The organism is Thermosediminibacter oceani DSM 16646, assembly GCF_000144645.1.
Classification (GTDB): domain Bacteria; phylum Bacillota; class Thermosediminibacteria; order Thermosediminibacterales; family Thermosediminibacteraceae; genus Thermosediminibacter; species Thermosediminibacter oceani.
Genome location: NC_014377.1, coordinates 2,189,621 through 2,209,019, shown reverse-complemented (window position 1 = coordinate 2,209,019; position 19,399 = coordinate 2,189,621). Strand labels below are relative to the sequence as shown.

The following is a 19,399-nucleotide window of genomic DNA, read 5'->3' as shown; positions in this document are numbered from 1 at the left end:
TACCGCGGCATGGGAAAAATATTCGATACGCTTTTTAGAAGGCGAAAAACCGAGATATTCTTCGAAAGGGACACGACTCCCGACAAAAGCAGGAAGCTTTATAAAGACATAGACGAAAATATAAAGATTTTTAACGAGTACCTCGCCGACTGCGACGACCTTATATCCAGGGAATTCGTCGTGGGGAACCCCGGCGGGCTCAAGCACAGGATGGTCCTATTCAACATCGACGGGCTCGCCGACAAAAGGGTCGTGCACGAGGAAATCATGAAGTCGCTCATGCTTTTTGCCAGGCAGGCCCCTTTAGAGTACAGCGTTGGAGACAAGTTTTTTCAGCTCGTCAAGGACGGCCTGCTAACGGTGGCCGAAGTTAAGGAAACGGACAATTTCGGGGAAGCGGTACTGGCGGTACTGTCGGGCGACACCGCCCTTTTTATAGATAAATTAGACCGGGGTCTTATTCTGAACACCAGGGGCTGGGAAAAAAGGTCTGTACAGGAGCCCGCCACGGAAGCCGTCATAAGGGGCCCGCGGGAAGGCTTCACCGAGACCTACCGCGTAAACGTGGCTCTGGTGCGCCGTAGGATAAAGGATCCGAATCTCAAGGTCCAGACCGTAAAGCTGGGAAGGCACACCAGGACCGACGTCGGCGTTCTTTACATCAAAGGAATTGCAAACCCCTCCATCGTCGAGGAAGTCCTGAAGAGGCTCAACTCGATAGACATTTCCAAGGTGATGGAGAGCGGTTACATCGAGCAGATGATAGAGGACAACTGGCTTTCGTTTTTTCCCCAGTTCAGGAGGACGGAAAGGCCTGACGTGGCGGCGGCGTCCCTGATTGAGGGCAACGTGGTCATAATATGCGACAACACCCCCTTCGTACTGATAGCCCCCGCCACCTTTTTCAGCCTCTTCCAGTCGCCGGAAGATTACTACGAAAGGTGGTATATAGCTTCCCTTATCAGGATACTTCGCATGAGCGCTGCTTTTCTTTCCGTTACCGCGCCGGCCCTTTACGTGGCTATGACCGCCTTTCACCCGGGTATGCTGCCCACCGACCTGGCCCTGTCCATAGGCGCCACCAGGGAGGGCGTGCCCTTTTCCGCTACCGTGGAAGCCCTCATCATGATGCTTGCCCTGGAAATACTGAGAGAGGCGGGCATCAGGCTGCCCGGCCCCATCGGCCAGACGATAGGTATCGTGGGAGGTCTCGTAGTAGGAGAAGCTGCCGTCAGGGCGGGCATAGTGAGCCCCATAATGGTAATATTGCTAGCCATAAACGCCATATCATCCTTTGCGATACCCAATTTCAGTTTAGCGGTGGGATTCCGTTTGCTGGCGTTCGTATTTCTTTTTTTGGCTTCGGTAGCTGGCCTGTACGGCATAATTCTTGGATATCTGGGCTTGGTCATCCACCTGGTAACGCTCAAGAGCTTCGGCTCAAATTATCTCTCGCCCCTGGTCTCCTTTAAAATGAAAAAGGCCAGGGATATCTTCGTGAGGCCTCCGTTTCCCTCGCTCAAAGAGAGGCCCGATTACACCAAACCTCTTGACCGGCAGATGATGCGGGATCTGAGGCAGGACCAGGAAGGCAGAGGCGGTGATGAAGATGCTGATGGACGACGATAGGATATCAACAGGACAGGCCATAGCCCTTATCATAAACACGATCTTGGGAATCAGCCTTACGACTCTGCCGGGGGATTTGGCAGAGGCCGCGGGTCCCGACTGCTGGATTTTGGTTATACTGGGCGGCGTGATTGCCCTCATAGCAGCGTTGATAATAGCTGCGGTTATAACCCGATTCAACGGCAAGACCTTCATCGAATATACCTCTTTCGTCCTGGGGAGGCCTGTAGGTTTTCTAGTGGGAGCCTTATACTCCTTTTATTTCGTCATCGTCTGCGCCGTAGTGCTCCGGGTCTTCGCCGAAGTATTAAAAAACTTCGTGTTGGAGTCGACGCCGCGGGAGTTCGTCATAATAACCCTGCTTTTGCTTTCGTTTTATCTGATCCGTCACGGCCTGGAACCCATGGTAAGGTTCATGGTTATAAATACTCCCATCTGGTTAATAACGGCGGCAGCCGCTTTTCTCTTTACTTTTAGCAAGGTTGACTTTTCGGAACTCCTTCCCTTTTTCAGGACCCCTCCTGATAAAATACTTTTCGGGACCGTAAGTGCAGCCATCAGCATGGCCGGTTTCGAGGTGTTAATGGTCGCCGGCCAGGGGCTGAAGACCACCAGGCACGTTTACAAAATTGCAGCGGTATCCATCGCTACCGTTACGGCTTTCTACCTCTATTTAGTTGTGATTGTAGTATCCGTGCTGGGAGTCCACGAGACCGGGAGGCTGCTGTGGCCGACCATGGCCGTTTTAAGAAGCATAACGGTTCCGGGAGGTATTCTGGAGAGGATAGAAGCACCCATCATTATCGTATGGGTTATAATGGTATTTACCACGTTGAGCCCCTATTACTTTTCCGCCGCGATAACTTTTGCAAACATCTTTAAGGCGAAAGAGTTCAAAATTTTCGCTCCGCTGCTTTTTCCGTGGATCTACTTTTTATCCATGATGCCGCAGAACGTGCTGGAGCTGGAAAACTGGGCCAAATTTGCCGGGAATCTCTCCATTGGTTTCGGTTTCATAATACCCTTTATTCTGCTTATAGCAGGTTCTGTAAAGGCAAAGTGGGGGAAATCAGAATGAAATTAAAGAAAATTTTTTTGATAACCGTCGCCGTATTATCCATTTTTTATACCACCGGGTGCTGGGACATGATCGATATCGACAGGCGGTTTTTTGTGGGCAAGATAGGTGTCGACAGGGCTGAAGACGGGGAACAGATGCTGGTCTCCTTCTCTTTTGCGATTGTGAGGAAGATTGCGGGCGGCCAGGGGGGCAGTCAGGGGGGCGGCGGAGGTTCCCCGATAGTTTCCGTCAGCACCGTGGCGGATTCCATCCACGCCGCCGCCCGCCAGGTGGCAATGCGCCTCAGCCGGCGGCTTTTTTTCGAGCACACCAGAGTAATACTCATAGGCGAAGAACTGGCAAGGGACGGCATTGAGGAAATCGTAAACTTCCTGGAGAGAAACTCCGAGATCAACCGGCGAAGCAGGGTCATCGTCGTCAGGGGGAAGGCCAAAGATGTCATGAACTTCAAAAACGAGATCGAGGTGCTGCCGGCGCTCTATATCTCAAACATTTTCGAAAACCAAGACATATGCGGCAGGTTCGTACAGGTGGATGTAGACGAATTCATGAAGGAGGTCCATTCCATGCACGGTAACGCCCTCCTGCCGCGGCTGACGCCGGGGAAGACGGACGTTAAGATAGGCGGGGCGGCGGTCATAAAAAAATACAAGCTGGTGGGATGGCTGGAAGAAAACGAGACTCTGGGCGCCAACTTTGTCCTGGAAGAAATCAGGGGAGCCGATATTATGATTGACATCCAGGGCTACAAATACCCGGTTGTCTTCACGGTTATCCATAATAAGACTGCCAAGGAACTGCTGGAGGCGGGCGATTACCCCAAATTCAGGGTAAAACTGGAAGTAAAAGGGGAGATAGCGGAGACGCCGGATCAGATCGAGCTCGACCCGGAAAAGTTAAAGATAATAGAAAAAATGCTGGAAGAAAGGATAAACCAGCTGGTCTTAGCAAGTATAAAAAAGCTGCAGCAGGAATACCAGGTGGATTTGCTGGGATTCGGCGAGTACCTTTCCAAATACAAGCCTGAGGTATGGGAAGAGTATGAAAAGGACTGGGAGAACATTTTCCCCGAAGCCGAAATAAATGTTGAAACAAAAGTCAAGATAGGAGGAATAGGTGCTTCCAAATAGGGGAATAATCTAGATGAATGAAAACTTATCAATAAAGGGGGAGGACCCATGGGGCTCTTCAGAAAAACTGTTATAGCATCAACCGCTATAATTCTTCTCGCCCTGTTCGCCGCGGTCGTAGGCGGTTCGGGAATCGCCGGAGGTAGATTGGAGGGGGAAAAAGCGGTTTCAGGGATAGATGTGGAGGACCTCTCGTCGAAGATAATCAGGCTGCACGTCGTAGCCAACAGCGATTCCCCGGAAGACCAGGAACTGAAGCTCAGGGTCAGGGATGCGGTTATAAAGGCCCTTGAGAATGACCTCTCGAAAGTCGAGGATATTGACCTCAGCAGGGAGTATATTAAAGCTCACCTGAAGGATATAGAGGAAATCGCAAGGAAGGAGATAAAAAAGAGCGGAAGGGACCACAGCGTAAGGGTGCTTTTCGGCAGGTTCCCGTTTCCCGTGAAGACTTACGGATTTATTACTCTGCCGGCGGGCGAATACGAGGCCCTGCGTATTATAATAGGAAGAGGGGAAGGCAAGAACTGGTGGTGCGTGCTGTTTCCGCCGCTTTGCTTCGTGGATATAACCCACGCGGTTGCCAGGGAAGAGGCAAAGATTAAACTGAGCAGCACTTTGACACCGGAAGAAATGGCGGCCATAGATAATACCCAAAATCGAAAAGACGAACCGGCCACAGAAAGTACCCAAGATCGGGAAAAAGAACCAGTTATAGAAAACAAGCCAACCAGAAAAAACATCCAAAATGGGGAAGGGAAAACGAAAAGAATTATCATCCAAAATCGGGAAGAGGTGACGGCTATAGATAACACTCAAAATCTTGCAGAGGAGTCGCCTGGAGATAACAACCAAAATCTGGATGAAAAGGCGGCCGCAGATGACATCCAAAATCCAAAACACGAGCGGGTAGTGGTGAGATTCAAAGTTGTAGAGTGGTTCCAGGCCGCTTGGAGCAGGATCCAGCAAAACTTCAATCTCGCTTTTAAAAATTGATCGAGGGATAGCTAAAAAGCGCCTTTGGCTGCCATTAACCAAGGCCCCGGCCCAGAGCCGCGGGCTTTTTCTCATACCGGACGGTATCCTTCGCAGCCGGGTACCTGCACCCGTTAAAGGCTTTTATCCGGCGTATAACCTCGGTATCCTCCGTTATACCCAATATGGTGCTTATACATCGTTCTTTAAAAGGATTGTTCATTTTTTCTCTATTTCTTAACAAAAAATTAACATATTGTTTTGCTTTTCTTATTGAATTTCAACAGATTCTGTGCTTTAATTAGTATGTTCGATTAATGAAGGGAGGGTGACTGCGATGAAAAGAGAAGAGCAGCAGGAAACGCCGCTTTTTACCGCACTGAAAAAATACGTACAGGACAGGACCATATCCTTCCATGTACCCGGACACAAGGGCGGCAGGGGAATACCCGAATTCAGGGAATTTGTGGGAGACAATATCCTGGCCATTGACGTCACCGCAGGTATCCTGGAACTAGACAATGTGTGCAATCCGTTAGGTGTCATCAAGAGGGCGGAAGAACTGGCAGCCGACGCTTTCGGCGCCGACCACGCCCACTTCCTGGTAAACGGCACCACTTCGGGCATTCAGGCCATGATACTATCGGTGGCCGGGCCCGGCGACGAGATAATAATCCCGCGCAACGCCCACCGCTCGGTGGTGGGAGCTTTGATACTCAGCGGTGCGAGGCCAGTTTATATAAAGCCGGTTATCGACGACTACCTTGGCATAGCAATGGGCATAACGCCAGAAAGCGTGAGGCGTGCTTTGGTGGAGCACCCCAACGCAAAAGCCGTTTTTGTAATAAATCCCACCTATTACGGGGTTGCCTCGAACCTGAGGGAAATCGTCGAAATCGCTCATTCCTTCGGCAAGCCCGTGCTAGTGGACGAGGCCCACGGAGCTCATTTCGCCTTCCACCCTGATCTGCCGCTTTCGGCCATGGAAGCCGGGGCCGACATGAGCGCCGCCAGCGTCCATAAACTGGTGGGCTCCATGACCCAAAGCTCCATACTCCTGGTCAAGAGCAAGCTGGTGGACGACAAGAGGGTGAAGGCCGCCATGAACCTGACCCAGACTACGAGCCCTTCCTACCCGCTGATGGCTTCGCTGGACGTGGCCCGCAAGCAGATCGCCCTCCAAGGCAGGGAAATGCTGGACAGGACCATAAAACTCTGCGAAGGGGCCCGGCGGGAGATGAACAGGATCGAAGGGATATACGTAGTGGGAAGGGAAGTGGAAGGCACCGAAGGGTGCTTCGCCTACGATCCCACCAAACTTGCCATAAACGTGCGCGAGCTGGGGCTTTCCGGCTTTGAAGTCGAAAAGATCCTCAAGTACGAATACCACATCCAGGTGGAGCTGTCGGACCTTTACAACGTGCTGGCGGTTGGCGCCATTGGCGACAACGAGGAGAGCCTCACAGCCCTCGTCAATGCAATCAGGGATATAGCTCAAAAATACGGGCGCAAGAACGTCATCAAAATAGCTGCCAGCCTGCCGGAAAACCAGGAGCTGGTGGTTTCGCCCAGATTCGCCTTCTACAGCGACAAGAGGGTGGTGCCTCTGGAGGAGTCCGAGGGCGAGATAAGCGCCGAAATGCTGATGGCCTACCCGCCGGGTATCCCAATAGTATGCCCGGGCGAGCGCATAACCGCGGAAATAATAGAATACGCCAAAGCTTTGAAGGCCGAAGGCTGCCACCTGCAGGGCACCGAGGACCCGGAGGCCAACTTCATAAAAGTGCTGGCCGACCGGGAAGGCATGGAAGTTAAGTATTACCGCACGGTCGGACAGGCAAGATGAAAGTCTTAAAGCCTCTCCAGGATTGAGAGGCTTATATCTTATATATTTAGAAAAAAATGGATATTATGCTTGATTTTTTGCAACATAAATTTTTGTGTTAAAATGCAATATAATAGTGTGCGTAAAAAATTTTAAGGAGGGAGTTTTATGGCCCGTCGACGCGGCGTGATGTCTGAGGCCCTCAAGTACGAACTTGCAAAAGAAATGGGGGTGGCGGATATCGTCGCGAGAGAGGGCTGGGGCGGCGTGTCTTCCAGAAACTGCGGCAACCTGGTAAGACTTGCCATTGAGCGAGCCGAGAGGATGCTCATGGAAGACTACGCCAGAAACAACACCCAATAACGGAACTCCCGAAAAAGGCGCACAACCAGGGTTTTTTAACCCTGGTTTTCTATTTTTCACCAAATAATTTATCAATGAATAAGCTAAGAGTATGGGAAAAAACTTGCGTCAAAGGCTGGATGCACGTTTTCCGGCCGGAAGGTGGTGATAGCGTGAGGCTGCCTCAGGTCGATCTGGGCAGCAGGGAACTTAAAAAAAAGAAGCCTTACATCAGGGGCACCGATGTAAGGCGGCTGCAGCAGGGCCTAAAGTGGTTGGGCCTTTACTGCGGCAGGGTGGACGGCGTATTCGGGCCGGAGACCGAGCGCGCCGTTAGGATGTTTCAGCACCATTTTAAAGATAAACCCACCGGTATCGCCGGCGAAAAGTTTTTTAAGATTTTGAGCGAAATTGAAAAAGGCGGTGCCGGCGAATGGCTAACGTACCAGAAGGATTTTTGCCATACCGGTTACGCCCCCGTTCCCCTGTCAAATAATCTAAAAGTCTCGAGAATACGAAAAATACAGGAACCGGTGAGCCTCAGCGCCCGCAGGAATGTGCTTTATATCGCCGCCGGAGGTTACCTTGAAGCCTTGGACCTGCAGAAAAGAAAAGTGCTCTGGAGAAATAAGGATTTCACACCCCTCTCATGCGCTACGGTGACCTCCGACTTTATTCTGATTCCCGCCGGCGAGCTGGTTGTGGTCGACGCCCATTCCGGCAAAATACAAAATAAGATAGACCGGGATCACTTCGCCTCCCCGGTGGCGGTATGCCGGGGTATCATCTACGCAGCTTCAACCGGCGGATCGATTTACGCCTTAGACGGAAGGGGAGAGACGCTCTGGCGCTACAGGACCGGCAGCGCCGTATGTTCGCCCCCGGCCGCGGCCTACGACCTGGTTTATTTCGGCTCTTACGACCGGCACATTTACTGCCTGGACGGAAAGGGCCTGCTCTACTGGAAAGCAAGGACCGCCGAACCGGTCAAGGACCCGACGGCGGTCTTCGAGGGCAGAGTATTTGCGGTAACCCGGGATGCGGGCCTTTACGCCTTAAACGCCCTCACCGGTCAAATCCTGTGGAAGAAAAAGTTTGCGGAGGAAATAATGCCGCCGGCTTTTTGTAAAGACAGCTTGATAACAGTAACCTTAAGCGGCATAATCATGGCCCTGGACCCCAACGACGGGAGGTTGAAGTGGGAAAAAGAAATAAAAGCCGCTCCCACAATGCCGCCCATTGTCTGTAAAGATGCGGTATTTATAGGAACCGACTCCGGTCTCTTTGCGCTGGACCCCGCCGGGCGGGAAGCGAAGACATACTTCGAAGGGGAAAAAATAACTTGTCTTGCTCAGGCCCGGCTGAACCTTTACGTGGCCACCGGGGACTCCTTATGGGAGCTTTCGCCGTTGTAATCATTTTATTTTTGGTGTAAACTGTAAATATATTTACAGGCATGCAAAGAGGTGGGAACGATGGATACAAACGAAAGGCCCATAGGAATTTTTGATTCCGGTATCGGGGGCCTTACCGTAGCGCGGGAAATAATGAACCATTTGCCCGGCGAGAACCTGGTGTACTTCGGAGATACGGCGAGGGTTCCATACGGCTCCAAGTCAAAAGAGACCATAACCCGATTTGCCTTCGAGGGCGTCAATTTTCTCATGAAGCAGGCAGTGAAGATGATAGTTATCGCCTGCAACACGGTGAGCGCTACCTGTCTTGACGAGCTCCAGCAGGCCGTGCCGGTGCCGGTGGTGGGGGTAATAGAGCCCGGTGCCAGGGCGGCCGTAAACGCTACAGTTAACGGCGTAGTGGGAGTTATAGGCACCGAACGGACCATCAACAGCGGGGCGTACATAAAAGCGATTCACCGTCTCAACAGTAGCATAAAGATTTTTTCCCGGGCCTGCCCCATGTTCGTACCCCTGGTGGAAGAGGGATGGCTGGACAACGAAGCCGCAGTTTTTGCCGCCCGCACTTATCTGGGGCCGCTAAAAAAAGAGGGCATAGATACGCTGGTTCTGGCCTGCACCCACTACCCTCTTTTGAAACCCACCCTTAGAAAGGTGATGGGCGATCAAGTTTTTTTGGTGGATTCCGCCATGGAGACGGCCAGGGAAGTGGCCCGCTTGCTCCGGGAGAAATCCCTGGCGAGAACCGGAGGTGGTCCTGCAACTTACCGCTATTTTGTGAGCGACAATCCGGCAAAATTTAAAGAAGTGGGGGAAAGGTTTCTCAATCGCTCCATCGACCCCATAAGCGTCATAGACCCGGAAACGGGAGCGGGTAGATAATAACGACAACTTTAAAGTCTTTTCAATGAAGACCCCCTTAGAAAGGTTTTAAAAATAATTCTCTGGAAATTGAGGATTTTGCTTAAATTGTGATATAATAATTATTATATTATATGAATATTAATGAAGGGGGGTTTTTATTATGGGTTTTAGATCCTGGTACGGCAGGGTAAGCCTTGCCAACAAAATCACCATTGCCATGATTCTCGGCGCACTCATAGGTTTTATTGTGGGGCCCGAAATTGCGGTCCTGGAACCGATCGGAACCATTTTCATCAGGCTCTTAAAAATGGTGGCTTTGCCTGTGATATTCTTCTCCATCACCACGGGGGCCTCTGGTATCGTTAACCTGTCCAGGTTCAAGAAAATAGGGAGTATTTTCCTAATGTACTGGGCCTTATCCACGTTGTTGTCAGCTGCTACGGGTTTGACGTGGGCTGCGATAATCAAACCCGGCGCAGGTATCAAGCTGGCGGAAAAACCCGCTGAATTTGGTCAAGTTGATATCCTGCAGGCGTTTGTCAAATGGATTCCCGACAACGTGGTAGCGGCCTTTGCCAACTACGAAATGATCCAGGTAGTAATTCTCGCTATCCTTGTCGGCATCGCCGCAGCTTTCATGGGCGAGACTGATGCGGGCAGGTTCATGAGGAATTTCTTCCAATCCGGTGCCGAGCTTAGTATGAAATTAACGAGCATGATCATGGAATTCACCCCATACGGCGTCTTCGCCCTGATGGCGGCCATTACCGGGACGACGGGTACCACTGTTCTCGGGTCCCTTGCCAAAATGGTGCTTACCCAGTACATTACCTACGCCACGATCATGTTTGTGATTTACCCGTTGATACTGATCTTCTATCTAAGACTGAACCCGATTCAATACTACAGGAACGTATACCCGGCCATGGTGGTAGCATTCACCACCTGTTCTTCCGCCGCTACGCTTCCGGTTGCCATGGAAGTCAGCAAAAAGCGCCTCGGTGTGCCTGAAGATATGGTGAACCTCATCATGCCCATTGGGGCCGCAATTAACCAGCACGCCATAGCCGCCGAATTGCCGATCTACGTCCTTTGGGTTTCTCAGATGTACGGAATGGAGCTCACACCCGTTACGCTGGTAACGACGATTGTCATGGGAATGATATTGGGGTCCGGAGGCGCCTCGGTGCCCGGCGGAGCTGTGGTGCTGGCGGCGACTCTCCTGCAAACAATGGGCCTGCCCATGACCGTCGTACCCTGGATAGCCGGTATATACAGGCTTATAGACATGCCCAACACCATGCTCAACGTCGTCGGCGATCCCTTGGGTGGTGTGATCGCGGCAAATGCACTGGGCGAACTGGATAGGGATATATTCTACGGGAAGAAAAGAGTAGATGAGACAAAATAAAGTCAGGTCACCTTTGCGGTTTAAAGATAGCGAAATAATAAAAAAAAAGCCGCCGGTTACATCCGGCGGCTTAATTGCGGTATAATAGATTACAAAAAGGAGGTAATCGGGCTTGAACGGACAAAAGAAAAAGATTGCGTTTCTTGCCACGGGCGGCACCATCGCATCGGTCCCCGGCCCCGAGGGTCTTAGGCCCGCCTTCACCGAAAGGGAAATGCTGGAGCTGGTGCCGGGCCTTTCTTCACTTGCCGACATCGAGGGCAGGCTGATAATGAACATAGACAGCTCCAACATGCAGCCCGAAGACTGGGTTACCATTGCCCGGGAAGTCGAAAGAACGCTTTTTGAATTCGACGGCGTGGTGGTCTCCCACGGCACCGATACCATGGCCTATACTTCGGCGGCTTTGACATACATGCTTACATACCTGAAGAAACCGGTGGTGCTGACCGGCGCCCAAAAGTCCATAGGCGAGGAAAACAGCGACGCCGGGAAAAACCTGATGGACAGCTTCAGGGTGGCTGCCTCCGGCAGGCCCGGAGTCTTCGTGGTGTTCGACGGCAGGATAATCTTCGGCGACAGGGCTGCAAAGCTGAAGTCCAAGAGCTTCGACGCTTTCCACAGCGTTAACGCCCCTTTAGCCGGCAGGGTCGTGGGGGACATCATCGAATGGGACGAGGAGGCCCTCGCCGCCGAAGCAAGGCGCATTTCAGAGGTTTGGGATTTGCTGGCGCAAAAAGCCGGAAGGAGCCGGGAAAAAGCAGCCGGTGGGCCGGTGGCCCTCTGCGGCGAGCCGGACCCGAGGGTGCTTCTCATCAAGCTATACCCGGGCATAGAGCCCGAAGTGCTGCTCGTAGCAAAAGAAAAGGGATACCATTCGGTGCTGATCGAGAGCTTCGGAGCCGGCGGCGTAACCTTCCGCAATCCCCGCAACCTGCTGCCTGCCATCCGGGAGCTCATCGATTCGGGTATTACCGTTGCAGTCACCACCCAGGTGCCCTTCGAAGGGGTGGACCTCACGCTGTACGAGGTCGGAAGGAAAGCACTAGAGGCTGGGGCAATATCTACTGGAACCGATACCCGGGAAGCCGCCCTGGTTAAATTAATGCTGAAGTGTATTTAACCTGCAAAAACCGGATCTCTTAGCATTTCCTCCGCCGGGTCGATGACGGGCGCGCTAAATATTTCTTCAAGCTTTTCTTTCAAATAGGGCAGATGGGTGCAGCCCAGAACCAGCCCCTCCGGGTTGAAGCCTTTGAATACCAGATCCGCAAGATCGAATTTTTTAACGATAGTTTCCGGGCGTTCAAGGTTTTCAATTGCAACGATTACCGGCAGCAAGGAAACGCCGATGATCTGAATTGCCGGGTTATTCTCGTAAAGGATTTTTTCAATGGTCTGGAGGCACCGGCCGTTGGCTGCCCAGACCACCAGCCTCCTGTACCTTGACGCCAGGTTGCGGTATACTTGAAGCGGTGTTACAATATTGACAGCTGAACATTCATGCTTTACAAGTTCGAGGTCTATTGCCGCCGAAAGGGAATTGCAGTAAATCATTACATTTTTTATATCAAGTTTTTGGAAATCGCCTATGATGGCGATCACTTTTCGAGTAAGAGCATCAGCATTCAGAAACTGGAGCATGCTTTGTTCTTCGGGGTTTGAAGCGGCAGGTTTCCCCACCGCTTCAAACCCCCTTTTTCTTATGAAATCGACCCCCATCTTTGTATCTAGCGGGGTGCCGGCGATAACGCCGAAGGCGCTGTAAAGCACCGACAATGAAATCACCCCGCCTCAAAAAGCGGGCACGACGGCGCCCTGGTACTTCTCCTCGATAAATTTTTTGACTTCCGGTGAATTCAGGGCTTCGGCCAATTTTTTGAGTTCGGGCCTCGATTCATCACCCTTGCGTACCGCCAGTATGTTGACATAGGGGGAATCCGCCGATTCGATAAAGAGCGCGTCTTTAGTGGGTACAAGTCCCGCTTCCAGGGCGTAGTTGGTGTTTATAACCGCCGCATCCACATCCGGCAGTACCCTCGGAAGAGTGGCGGCTTCGAGTTCGGAGATCCTGATATTTTTAGGATTTTCGGCGATGTCGGCTACCGTGGCTTTGATGCCGGCATCCGGCTTCAGCTTTATTAATCCGGCCGACTGCAGGAGCAGCAGGGCTCTCCCGCCGTTGGTAGCGTCGTTGGGTATGGCAATGGTAGCTCCTTCTTTTAACTCGGCGAGGTTTTTAATCTTCTGCGAGTATATTCCCATGGGCTCTATATGCACTTTAGCAATATACGTTAAATCCAGGTTATGCTCGTTTGAAAAGTCCTCAAGATACGGAATGTGCTGGAAGAAGTTTCCGTCCAGCTCTTTTTCCGCCAGCTTGAGGTTGGGCTGCACATAATCCGTAAACTCCACGATCTCCAGGGTGATCCCCTCTTTTTCGAGAATGGGTTTTACCACATTTAGAATCTCAGCATGGGGTACCGGTGAAGCGCCTACTTTTATTGTGGTTTTTGCATCGCCCCCCTGACTTTGGGACTGTCCGGGAGCGGTCCCCTGTTTCGCACCGCAACCCGCCACCAGGGCTGCTATTAGGCCCAGTATTAAAACCGTTGCCAGAATCTTTTTCATGCCAATCTCCTCCCTGTTTGAAAATTATAGGATTTACCGGTTTTTAGAAAGCCTTTTTACAAACAAATCTCCCGCAACCTGGATAAGCTGTACCATAACAACCAGAATCGCTACGGTGTAAAGCATGATATCGAGCATAAACCGCTGATATCCGTATCTGACTGCCAGGTCTCCCAGTCCACCACCTCCTATTACGCCTGCCATGGCGGAATATCCCACCAGATTTATGGTGGTTATGGTAATTCCCGCGGCTATTGAAGGCAGGGCCTCCGGAATCAGCACCCTTGTTATTATCTGAAAGGGTGAAGCCCCCATAGCCTGGGCCGCTTCAATGACGCCGCGGTCTACCTCTCTCAATGCCGTTTCGATGAGCCTGCCCATGAAGGGAATGGCCGCCACCGAAAGGGGAACGATGGCCGCGGTGGTCCCTATGGCCTTTCCTACCAGCCAACGCGTGAAAGGTATGAGCACTATCAAAAGTATTACAAAGGGCACGGAGCGAAAGATATTAACGACGGTGCCCAGGATTTTGTTTAAAAGGCCGTTTTGCAGTATCTGGCCCCTGTCGGTCACCATCAGCAGGACGCCCAGCGGAATCCCGAAGAACGTTGCTATGAGCACCGACACCGCCACCATGTATACGGTCTGCCATGTGGCTAAAAGCAGCAGATTGAGAGTTTCAGACATTTTCAACCACCTCCACGTCGAGCCTCAGCTCTTTCAGGTATTTTAGAGCCTCGCCTACTCCGCCGTTCTTCCCCCGCAGCTCCATCACGAGAGTGCCGTAGGGGGTACCCTGGATGTGGTCGATATTTCCGTAGAGTATATTCGCGTCTACGTCAAATTTTCTTACGATATCGGATATGACGGGCTGAGCAGTGATTTCCCCGAAAAAGCCGACTTTGACAATCTTCCCTTCCAGGTGCCCGTGGTTCAGGTTCCTGATCCTATCTTTTAAATCTTCGGGAAGTTGAGATAAAGTGATGGATTTCAGAAAATTGCGGGCGGTTTCCGTCTTGGGGTTTGAAAATACTTCGAGAAGGGGCCCCTGTTCCACCACGCGGCTTTTTTCGATTACTGCCACTTTGTTGCAGATTTGTTTGATGACGTTCATCTCGTGAGTTATCAGCACAATTGTGATTCCCAGCTGCCTGTTGATATCTTTCAAAAGGTTCAAAATGGATAGAGTCGTCTCCGGGTCCAGGGCGGAAGTCGCCTCATCGCAAAGCAGGACCTTTGGATCGTTGGCCAGGGCCCGGGCTATGCCCACCCGCTGTTTCTGACCGCCTGATAGCTGGGACGGGTAGCTTTCCGCCTTATCGGAAAGCCCCACCAGTTTTAAAAGATTTTCCACTTTTTTGTTGATCGTCTCCCTGTCAAGGCCCGCAATCTCCAGGGGGAAGGCCACATTGCCCCGGACGGTCCTGGATGACAACAGGTTAAAATGCTGGAATATCATGCCTATTTTTTTCCGCATTTCCTTCAATTCGTTGGGGGAAAGCCTGGTCATCTCAACGCCGTCTATCTCTATCGAGCCGGACGTGGGTTTTTCGAGCATATTGATGCATCTTAGCAGGGTACTCTTGCCGGCGCCGCTGAGGCCTATAACACCGAAAATATCGCCTCTTTCTATGTCCAGGTTGACGTTGTCCAGCGCCCTGACATTCCCCGAAGCCGAGCGGTAAACTTTTGTCAGATTTCTGATGCGGATCAATAAAGACCCTCCTTTCCCAAAATGAAAATAAAAAACCCCCTTCTGACAGCGCGAAGAGGGTTGAAAATCCTCTTATCTGCCAGAACTTAACGTTCTGCTGGAATTAGCACCGCTGCAGCCGGAAAAATTAGGCTGCCGGTTGCCGGGTTTCATCGGGCCAGTCCCTCCACCTGCTCTTGATAAGAGTTTTTTATTCACTTTTGTTGATAAAAATATTAACATGGTTTTTTTGTCCTGTCAATGCTTTCTTTAAATCAATCCTTTTTCTTTTAAAAATTCCTTTGCTACTTCTGCCGCCTCCTTACCTTCTCCATCGACCAGGTAATTTAACTTCTGCATTTCTTCGTCGGAAATCTGGCTGGCCAGTTGGTTAAGAATATCTTTCAACTGGGGATATTTTTCCAGAACATCCTGCCTGATAACCGGTGCAGCGTAATAGGGAGGGAAGAAATGTTTATCGTCTTGAAGTATTTTTAGATTGTGGCGGACCAGTAGACCGTCGGTGGCAAAAGCATCGATCACTTGAACTTCATCGTTGGCTATCGCCGTATATCTTAGCCCTATATCCATGGATTTTGTTTCCTTAAATTTAAAACCGTATTTTTCTTTTAACCCCGGATAACCGTCGGGTCTTTCCATAAATTCCATTGTACCCCCAAGTACCAGCTGATCGCTAATCTTCTCGAGGTCCGAAAAGGTTTCAATTTTATGTTCTCTTGCAAAATCTTCCTTAACAGCCAGCGTAAAAGTGTTGTTAAAGCCCAAGGGCTCCAGCCAAACTATATTCCACCTGTCTTTGAATTCTTTCGCGACCGTTTCATAAGCCTTGTCAGGATCGGTTATGGCTTCCATCCCGAGGATATTTACCAGACCCGTTCCGGTGTACTCAACATAAACATCTATTCCGTTATTAGCACCGCCCCTTTTTAGTGCTTCAAAACATACGCTGGTGCCGCCGAGATTCATTTTCCTTACTACCTTAAGGTCGGTATGGGCTTCGATCAAATCAGCTACCATATTACCCACGATGATCTGTTCGGTAAAATTCTTTGACCCAACTACGATGGTATCGCCGGAAGCCCCCCGTCTCGCTCCACCACCCAAACCGCAAGATGCGATCAAAACCGTAATTAAAACAGCCGAAATTCCCATCAGTAAATTTCTCTTCATAAAATCGCCTCCCCACTCATTTATAAAAGATTGAATTTTATCTTATTCCCTTTGGGGTGACCGCTTTTTCCAAAAAATAGAAAATTTTATCTATCGCCAGGGCTAAAATCATCGCCGGCACGGCACCTGCCACGATCATACGGCTATTGACCATAGATATTCCTCTGTATATAAGCTGGCCGAGGCCGCCCGCACCAATCAATGCCGCCAAAGTGGTGAAACCTACAGCCATTACGACTGCAATTCTGACGCCTGCCATGATAACGGGTAAAGCCATCGGTATCCGTACCATAGTCATCAACTGCTGTTCGGTCATGCCCATACCCAAGCCGGCCTCAACGATGGCTTTATCTATACCAGTGAGGCCCGTATAAGTGTTCTTTACAATCGGCAGCAAAGCATATGCGGAGACCATGACTATCGAGGGAGTCGATCCGATTCCAAAAATCGGCACCAGGAACCCCAGAAATGCCAGGCTCGGTATCGCCTGAACCGCGTTGGCTAATCCCAGGATAAAAGACGAAATTGATGGGAACCTTGTCATCAGAATGCCCAGCGGTACCCCTATGGCTATGGCAACCACTATAGCTATAAAAGACAGTTGAATGTGCTGTCCGGTCAAAACTATAATATCGTCCATTCTTTCGAGCATGAAGTTTATATATTCTGCTACCGGCATCTTAGTTTCACCCTCTCTATTCCTTTAATTCCCACCCAATACATTCACAAAGGTGCTTCGGGTTATCAAGCCCTTGAGTACGTTATTTTCATCCACTACGGGGACATAACCTATATTTTTCTGTGACATCAGCCTCAACACGTCTAAAATCGAATCATCGGGTTTTACTGTGAAAACATTACGAGTATAAATTTCCTCCAGCTTTTTAGCTTTATCCCTACCGGCTCTTATGTCTTCGGCTGTAACTATACCTAGAAGCCGGTTCTCCTTATCAACTACGAGAATACTATCAACACCGCTCTCACTCATGATCTCGACAGCCTGCGCCAGAGTTCTGGAAGGTAAGGTTTTAACAGGGTTGGTGATCATTATATCTCCTGCCATTACGTATTCGGGCTGTTTCCATATGCGCTTTTTGCCTATAAGATTTTCCACAAAATCATCGGCAGGGTTTCTCAATATTGCTTCGGGTGTGTCAAACTGCACCACCGTACCTTCCTTCATTATACAGATCCTATCGGCCAGTTTTAATGCTTCGTCTATATCATGGGTTACGAAAACGATGGTTTTATGAAGTTTTTGCTGTAACTCGTAAAGCTCATCCTGCAGCTGGGTTCGCGCAATGGGGTCGATAGCGCTGAAAGGTTCATCCATTAAAATAATATCCGGGTCTGCGGCTAAAGCCCGGGCAACACCTATCCTCTGTTTTTGGCCGCCCGACAGTTCCGTTGGGTACCTGTCCATAAACTTTTCCGGGGGCATGCCTACGAGATCCAAAAGTTCCTTTACCCTTTCGGCCCTCTTTTCCCTGGGCCATTTTTTAAGCAGCGGTACCAATTCTATATTCTGCCTCACCGTCATATGAGGAAAAAGACCTATCTGTTGAATGACATAACCGATATTCCGCCGGAGTTCAATGACATCCATTTCGGATATGTCTTTGTCATTTATGTAGATTCTACCGGAAGTGGGTTCGATCAATCTATTTATCATCTTTAAACAGGTGGTCTTCCCGCAGCCGCTGGGTCCTATTAATACGACAAATTCGCTGTCTTTTATCTCCAGATTTATTTCCTTGATTATCTCGGTATCCCCGTACTTTTTAGTGATATTTTCAAATCGGATCATCCTATCCCCACCCCTTCCGTTTAGTGACAACTTATATTATACTATATGAGTTGTCACGCAGTCAAATATGCGCCAAATAATAACACCCCATATTTTATGGGGTGTTTAAGAATTCATCGGTTTTCTTTAGGACATCCTCATCTCCCACCAGCACCAGAAAATCTCCTCCTTTTATTTGGAAATGGGGTCCCGGTGAGAGAAACAGCTCTTCTCCTCTTCTAACGGCTATAATTGTGGCGCCGGTATTTTCCCAAAATTTCAATTCTGATATGGTTTTTCCCACCGCCCTGCTTTCTTCATTCACCCGAACCTCCGCCGGGTTAAAGGCGTTGATATTTCTCAGCCTGTTGGCATACTCAATGGTCTTTAATAAAATTAGCTCGAACCTTTCGTCCAGCCGCCTTCGAGCTTCCAGGAGCTCGGTTAACTCATTTCTAAGGGATTCCAGAGTTTGCTTTTCGTTGAAACGGTCTACGTATTTATACGCGGCCTCCCTCGATTTTACTATTATACCTCTACCCTGCTCCGAAGAAACCACTCCCATATCCTCCAGCAGAGAAACAGCCCGCCGTATAGTTTCGGGGGAAACGTTGTAAAGCCCGGCCAGATTCGACCTCCCGTATAGCTTTTCACCCTCGCTGAATTCCCCCTGGACAATCCTCCTGGCTATATCAAGGGCGATATATTCGTATCTGGGTCTTACCACTTCATTCATTTAAAATACCTCCGGCTTTATTTTATGTTGCGTTTCAGCTCTGATAAGGGCTTTTTCCTCACAAACTCTTGCAAGCAAGCTCGATGGTCTCGGTCATACAAAGTGATTTTCATGATCGATTACCTCGAGTATTATAACATATACATAAAGTGAAATTAAATAGCCTATGAATAAACAAAATACACAGGTCCCCAATCCCCCTTCCCTGCATAATATAGATTAAGAGGGGGGATTTTTTATGAACTGGGCCTGGCTCAGGTTTATCGGGAACATCCTCACCAACGAAGCGGTTATGGAACCCCTCATAGCGGCCGTTATCGGCTACGGCATAAGCGTGTACAATAAAAACCGGCGGTACCGCATCATAATGGACCTGACGGCGGACATCGTGGACTACATTGAAGAACACTACAAGGAATGGGGCCTCAAGGGCAGTGCCAAGATGGATAAGTTCATAGAGATATTTAACAACGAATTTAAAAAACATCTAGGGCGAAAGCCGAAAAAAGAGGAACTGGAGACGGCCATGATAAGGGCCGAAGCCCTGGTGCAGAGGGCCAGAAGGGACTCCCATACCAGGAAGTAACCCGTGAGGGCCCGTCCACTCTTTTTGTTGCATAAAATTCCGCAAAAATATATAATAGTAGTATGCGGCGGCGATAACTATTCTGACAATTTAGGAGGTTTTTT

The 19,399-nt window shown here is 50.0% G+C and carries 20 protein-coding genes and 1 riboswitch; of the genes, 11 read left to right on the top strand and 9 right to left on the bottom strand.

What is annotated here, in order from left to right:
* The first annotated feature begins 9 nt into the window (after positions 1–9).
* The 4 genes from TOCE_RS11120 to spoIIR are packed head-to-tail and all read left to right on the top strand — an operon-like array spanning position 10 to position 4,836.
* Positions 10–1,629, top strand: coding sequence for a spore germination protein (locus tag TOCE_RS11120; RefSeq protein ID WP_013276924.1), 1,620 nt, complete (start codon positions 10–12; stop codon positions 1,627–1,629).
* Positions 1,604–2,707 carry a GerAB/ArcD/ProY family transporter gene (locus TOCE_RS11115; protein WP_083768513.1) on the top strand — a complete coding sequence of 368 codons (1,104 nt, stop codon included), beginning with the start codon at positions 1,604–1,606 and terminating at the stop codon, positions 2,705–2,707. The genes TOCE_RS11120 and TOCE_RS11115 overlap by 26 nt, the downstream gene beginning before the upstream one ends.
* Entirely contained in the window at positions 2,704–3,840 is a 1,137-nt protein-coding gene (locus TOCE_RS11110) for a Ger(x)C family spore germination protein (RefSeq protein ID WP_013276922.1), read from the top strand. Before TOCE_RS11115 ends, TOCE_RS11110 begins: the two co-directional genes overlap by 4 nt.
* A 48-nt stretch (positions 3,841–3,888) precedes the next feature.
* Positions 3,889–4,836, top strand: a complete 948-nt coding sequence (gene spoIIR / locus TOCE_RS11775; protein WP_013276921.1) for a stage II sporulation protein R — start codon at positions 3,889–3,891, stop codon at positions 4,834–4,836.
* Positions 4,837–4,870: 34 nt separating this feature from the next.
* On the opposite strand, the gene TOCE_RS12340 is transcribed toward spoIIR, so the two are convergent.
* Positions 4,871–5,038 (bottom strand): hypothetical protein, encoded by a 168-nt coding sequence (locus TOCE_RS12340; RefSeq protein ID WP_013276920.1) that lies wholly within the window; start codon positions 5,036–5,038, stop codon positions 4,871–4,873.
* A 114-nt stretch (positions 5,039–5,152) separates the two neighbouring features.
* On the opposite strand from TOCE_RS12340, the gene TOCE_RS11100 reads away from it, so the two are divergent.
* From TOCE_RS11100 to TOCE_RS11075, 6 genes are all read left to right on the top strand, one after another.
* Positions 5,153–6,661, top strand: a complete 1,509-nt coding sequence (locus TOCE_RS11100; protein ID WP_013276919.1) for an aminotransferase class I/II-fold pyridoxal phosphate-dependent enzyme — start codon at positions 5,153–5,155, stop codon at positions 6,659–6,661.
* A 147-nt stretch (positions 6,662–6,808) separates the two neighbouring features.
* Entirely contained in the window at positions 6,809–7,003 is a 195-nt protein-coding gene (locus tag TOCE_RS11095; RefSeq protein ID WP_013276918.1) for a small, acid-soluble spore protein, alpha/beta type, read from the top strand.
* Between the two features lie 152 nt (positions 7,004–7,155).
* Positions 7,156–8,397 carry an outer membrane protein assembly factor BamB family protein gene (locus TOCE_RS11090; protein ID WP_013276917.1) on the top strand — a complete coding sequence of 414 codons (1,242 nt, stop codon included), beginning with the start codon at positions 7,156–7,158 and terminating at the stop codon, positions 8,395–8,397.
* Between the two features lie 60 nt (positions 8,398–8,457).
* Positions 8,458–9,279 carry a glutamate racemase gene (murI, locus tag TOCE_RS11085; RefSeq protein ID WP_013276916.1) on the top strand — a complete coding sequence of 274 codons (822 nt, stop codon included), beginning with the start codon at positions 8,458–8,460 and terminating at the stop codon, positions 9,277–9,279.
* Positions 9,280–9,421: 142 nt separating this feature from the next.
* A complete protein-coding gene (locus TOCE_RS11080) occupies positions 9,422–10,672 on the top strand; it encodes a dicarboxylate/amino acid:cation symporter (protein WP_013276915.1) in 1,251 nt (416 codons plus the stop codon).
* A gap of 112 nt (positions 10,673–10,784) precedes the next feature.
* Entirely contained in the window at positions 10,785–11,795 is a 1,011-nt protein-coding gene (locus TOCE_RS11075) for an asparaginase (protein WP_013276914.1), read from the top strand.
* Here TOCE_RS11075 and TOCE_RS11070 read toward each other — a convergent pair.
* From TOCE_RS11070 to TOCE_RS11035, 8 genes are all read right to left on the bottom strand, one after another.
* Positions 11,792–12,394 (bottom strand): Asp/Glu racemase, encoded by a 603-nt coding sequence (locus TOCE_RS11070; RefSeq protein ID WP_083768532.1) that lies wholly within the window; start codon positions 12,392–12,394, stop codon positions 11,792–11,794. The genes TOCE_RS11075 and TOCE_RS11070 overlap by 4 nt on opposite strands.
* 72 nt (positions 12,395–12,466) lie before the next feature.
* Complete coding sequence (locus TOCE_RS11065) at positions 12,467–13,303, bottom strand: MetQ/NlpA family ABC transporter substrate-binding protein (RefSeq protein WP_013276912.1); 837 nt, start codon at positions 13,301–13,303, stop codon at positions 12,467–12,469.
* Positions 13,304–13,336: 33 nt separating this feature from the next.
* A complete protein-coding gene (locus tag TOCE_RS11060; RefSeq protein ID WP_013276911.1) occupies positions 13,337–13,990 on the bottom strand; it encodes a methionine ABC transporter permease in 654 nt (217 codons plus the stop codon).
* Positions 13,983–15,017: a methionine ABC transporter ATP-binding protein gene (locus TOCE_RS11055; protein ID WP_013276910.1), complete on the bottom strand. Its 1,035-nt coding sequence runs from the start codon at positions 15,015–15,017 to the stop codon at positions 13,983–13,985. The genes TOCE_RS11060 and TOCE_RS11055 overlap by 8 nt, the downstream gene beginning before the upstream one ends.
* A gap of 69 nt (positions 15,018–15,086) precedes the next feature.
* Positions 15,087–15,203, bottom strand: a riboswitch (SAM riboswitch).
* Positions 15,204–15,266: 63 nt separating this feature from the next.
* On the bottom strand, positions 15,267–16,187 hold the full coding sequence (locus TOCE_RS11050) for a glycine betaine ABC transporter substrate-binding protein (RefSeq protein WP_013276909.1): 921 nt from the start codon (positions 16,185–16,187) through the stop codon (positions 15,267–15,269).
* Between the two features lie 37 nt (positions 16,188–16,224).
* Positions 16,225–16,866 carry an ABC transporter permease gene (locus TOCE_RS11045; RefSeq protein WP_013276908.1) on the bottom strand — a complete coding sequence of 214 codons (642 nt, stop codon included), beginning with the start codon at positions 16,864–16,866 and terminating at the stop codon, positions 16,225–16,227.
* Between the two features lie 24 nt (positions 16,867–16,890).
* Positions 16,891–17,994 carry a betaine/proline/choline family ABC transporter ATP-binding protein gene (locus TOCE_RS11040; protein WP_013276907.1) on the bottom strand — a complete coding sequence of 368 codons (1,104 nt, stop codon included), beginning with the start codon at positions 17,992–17,994 and terminating at the stop codon, positions 16,891–16,893.
* A 94-nt stretch (positions 17,995–18,088) separates the two neighbouring features.
* Positions 18,089–18,709, bottom strand: coding sequence for a GntR family transcriptional regulator (locus tag TOCE_RS11035; RefSeq protein WP_013276906.1), 621 nt, complete (start codon positions 18,707–18,709; stop codon positions 18,089–18,091).
* A 238-nt stretch (positions 18,710–18,947) separates the two neighbouring features.
* Here TOCE_RS11035 and TOCE_RS11030 point away from each other — a divergent pair, with 238 nt between their 5' ends.
* Complete coding sequence (locus TOCE_RS11030; RefSeq protein WP_013276905.1) at positions 18,948–19,295, top strand: hypothetical protein; 348 nt, start codon at positions 18,948–18,950, stop codon at positions 19,293–19,295.
* The last annotated feature ends 104 nt before the right edge of the window (positions 19,296–19,399 follow it).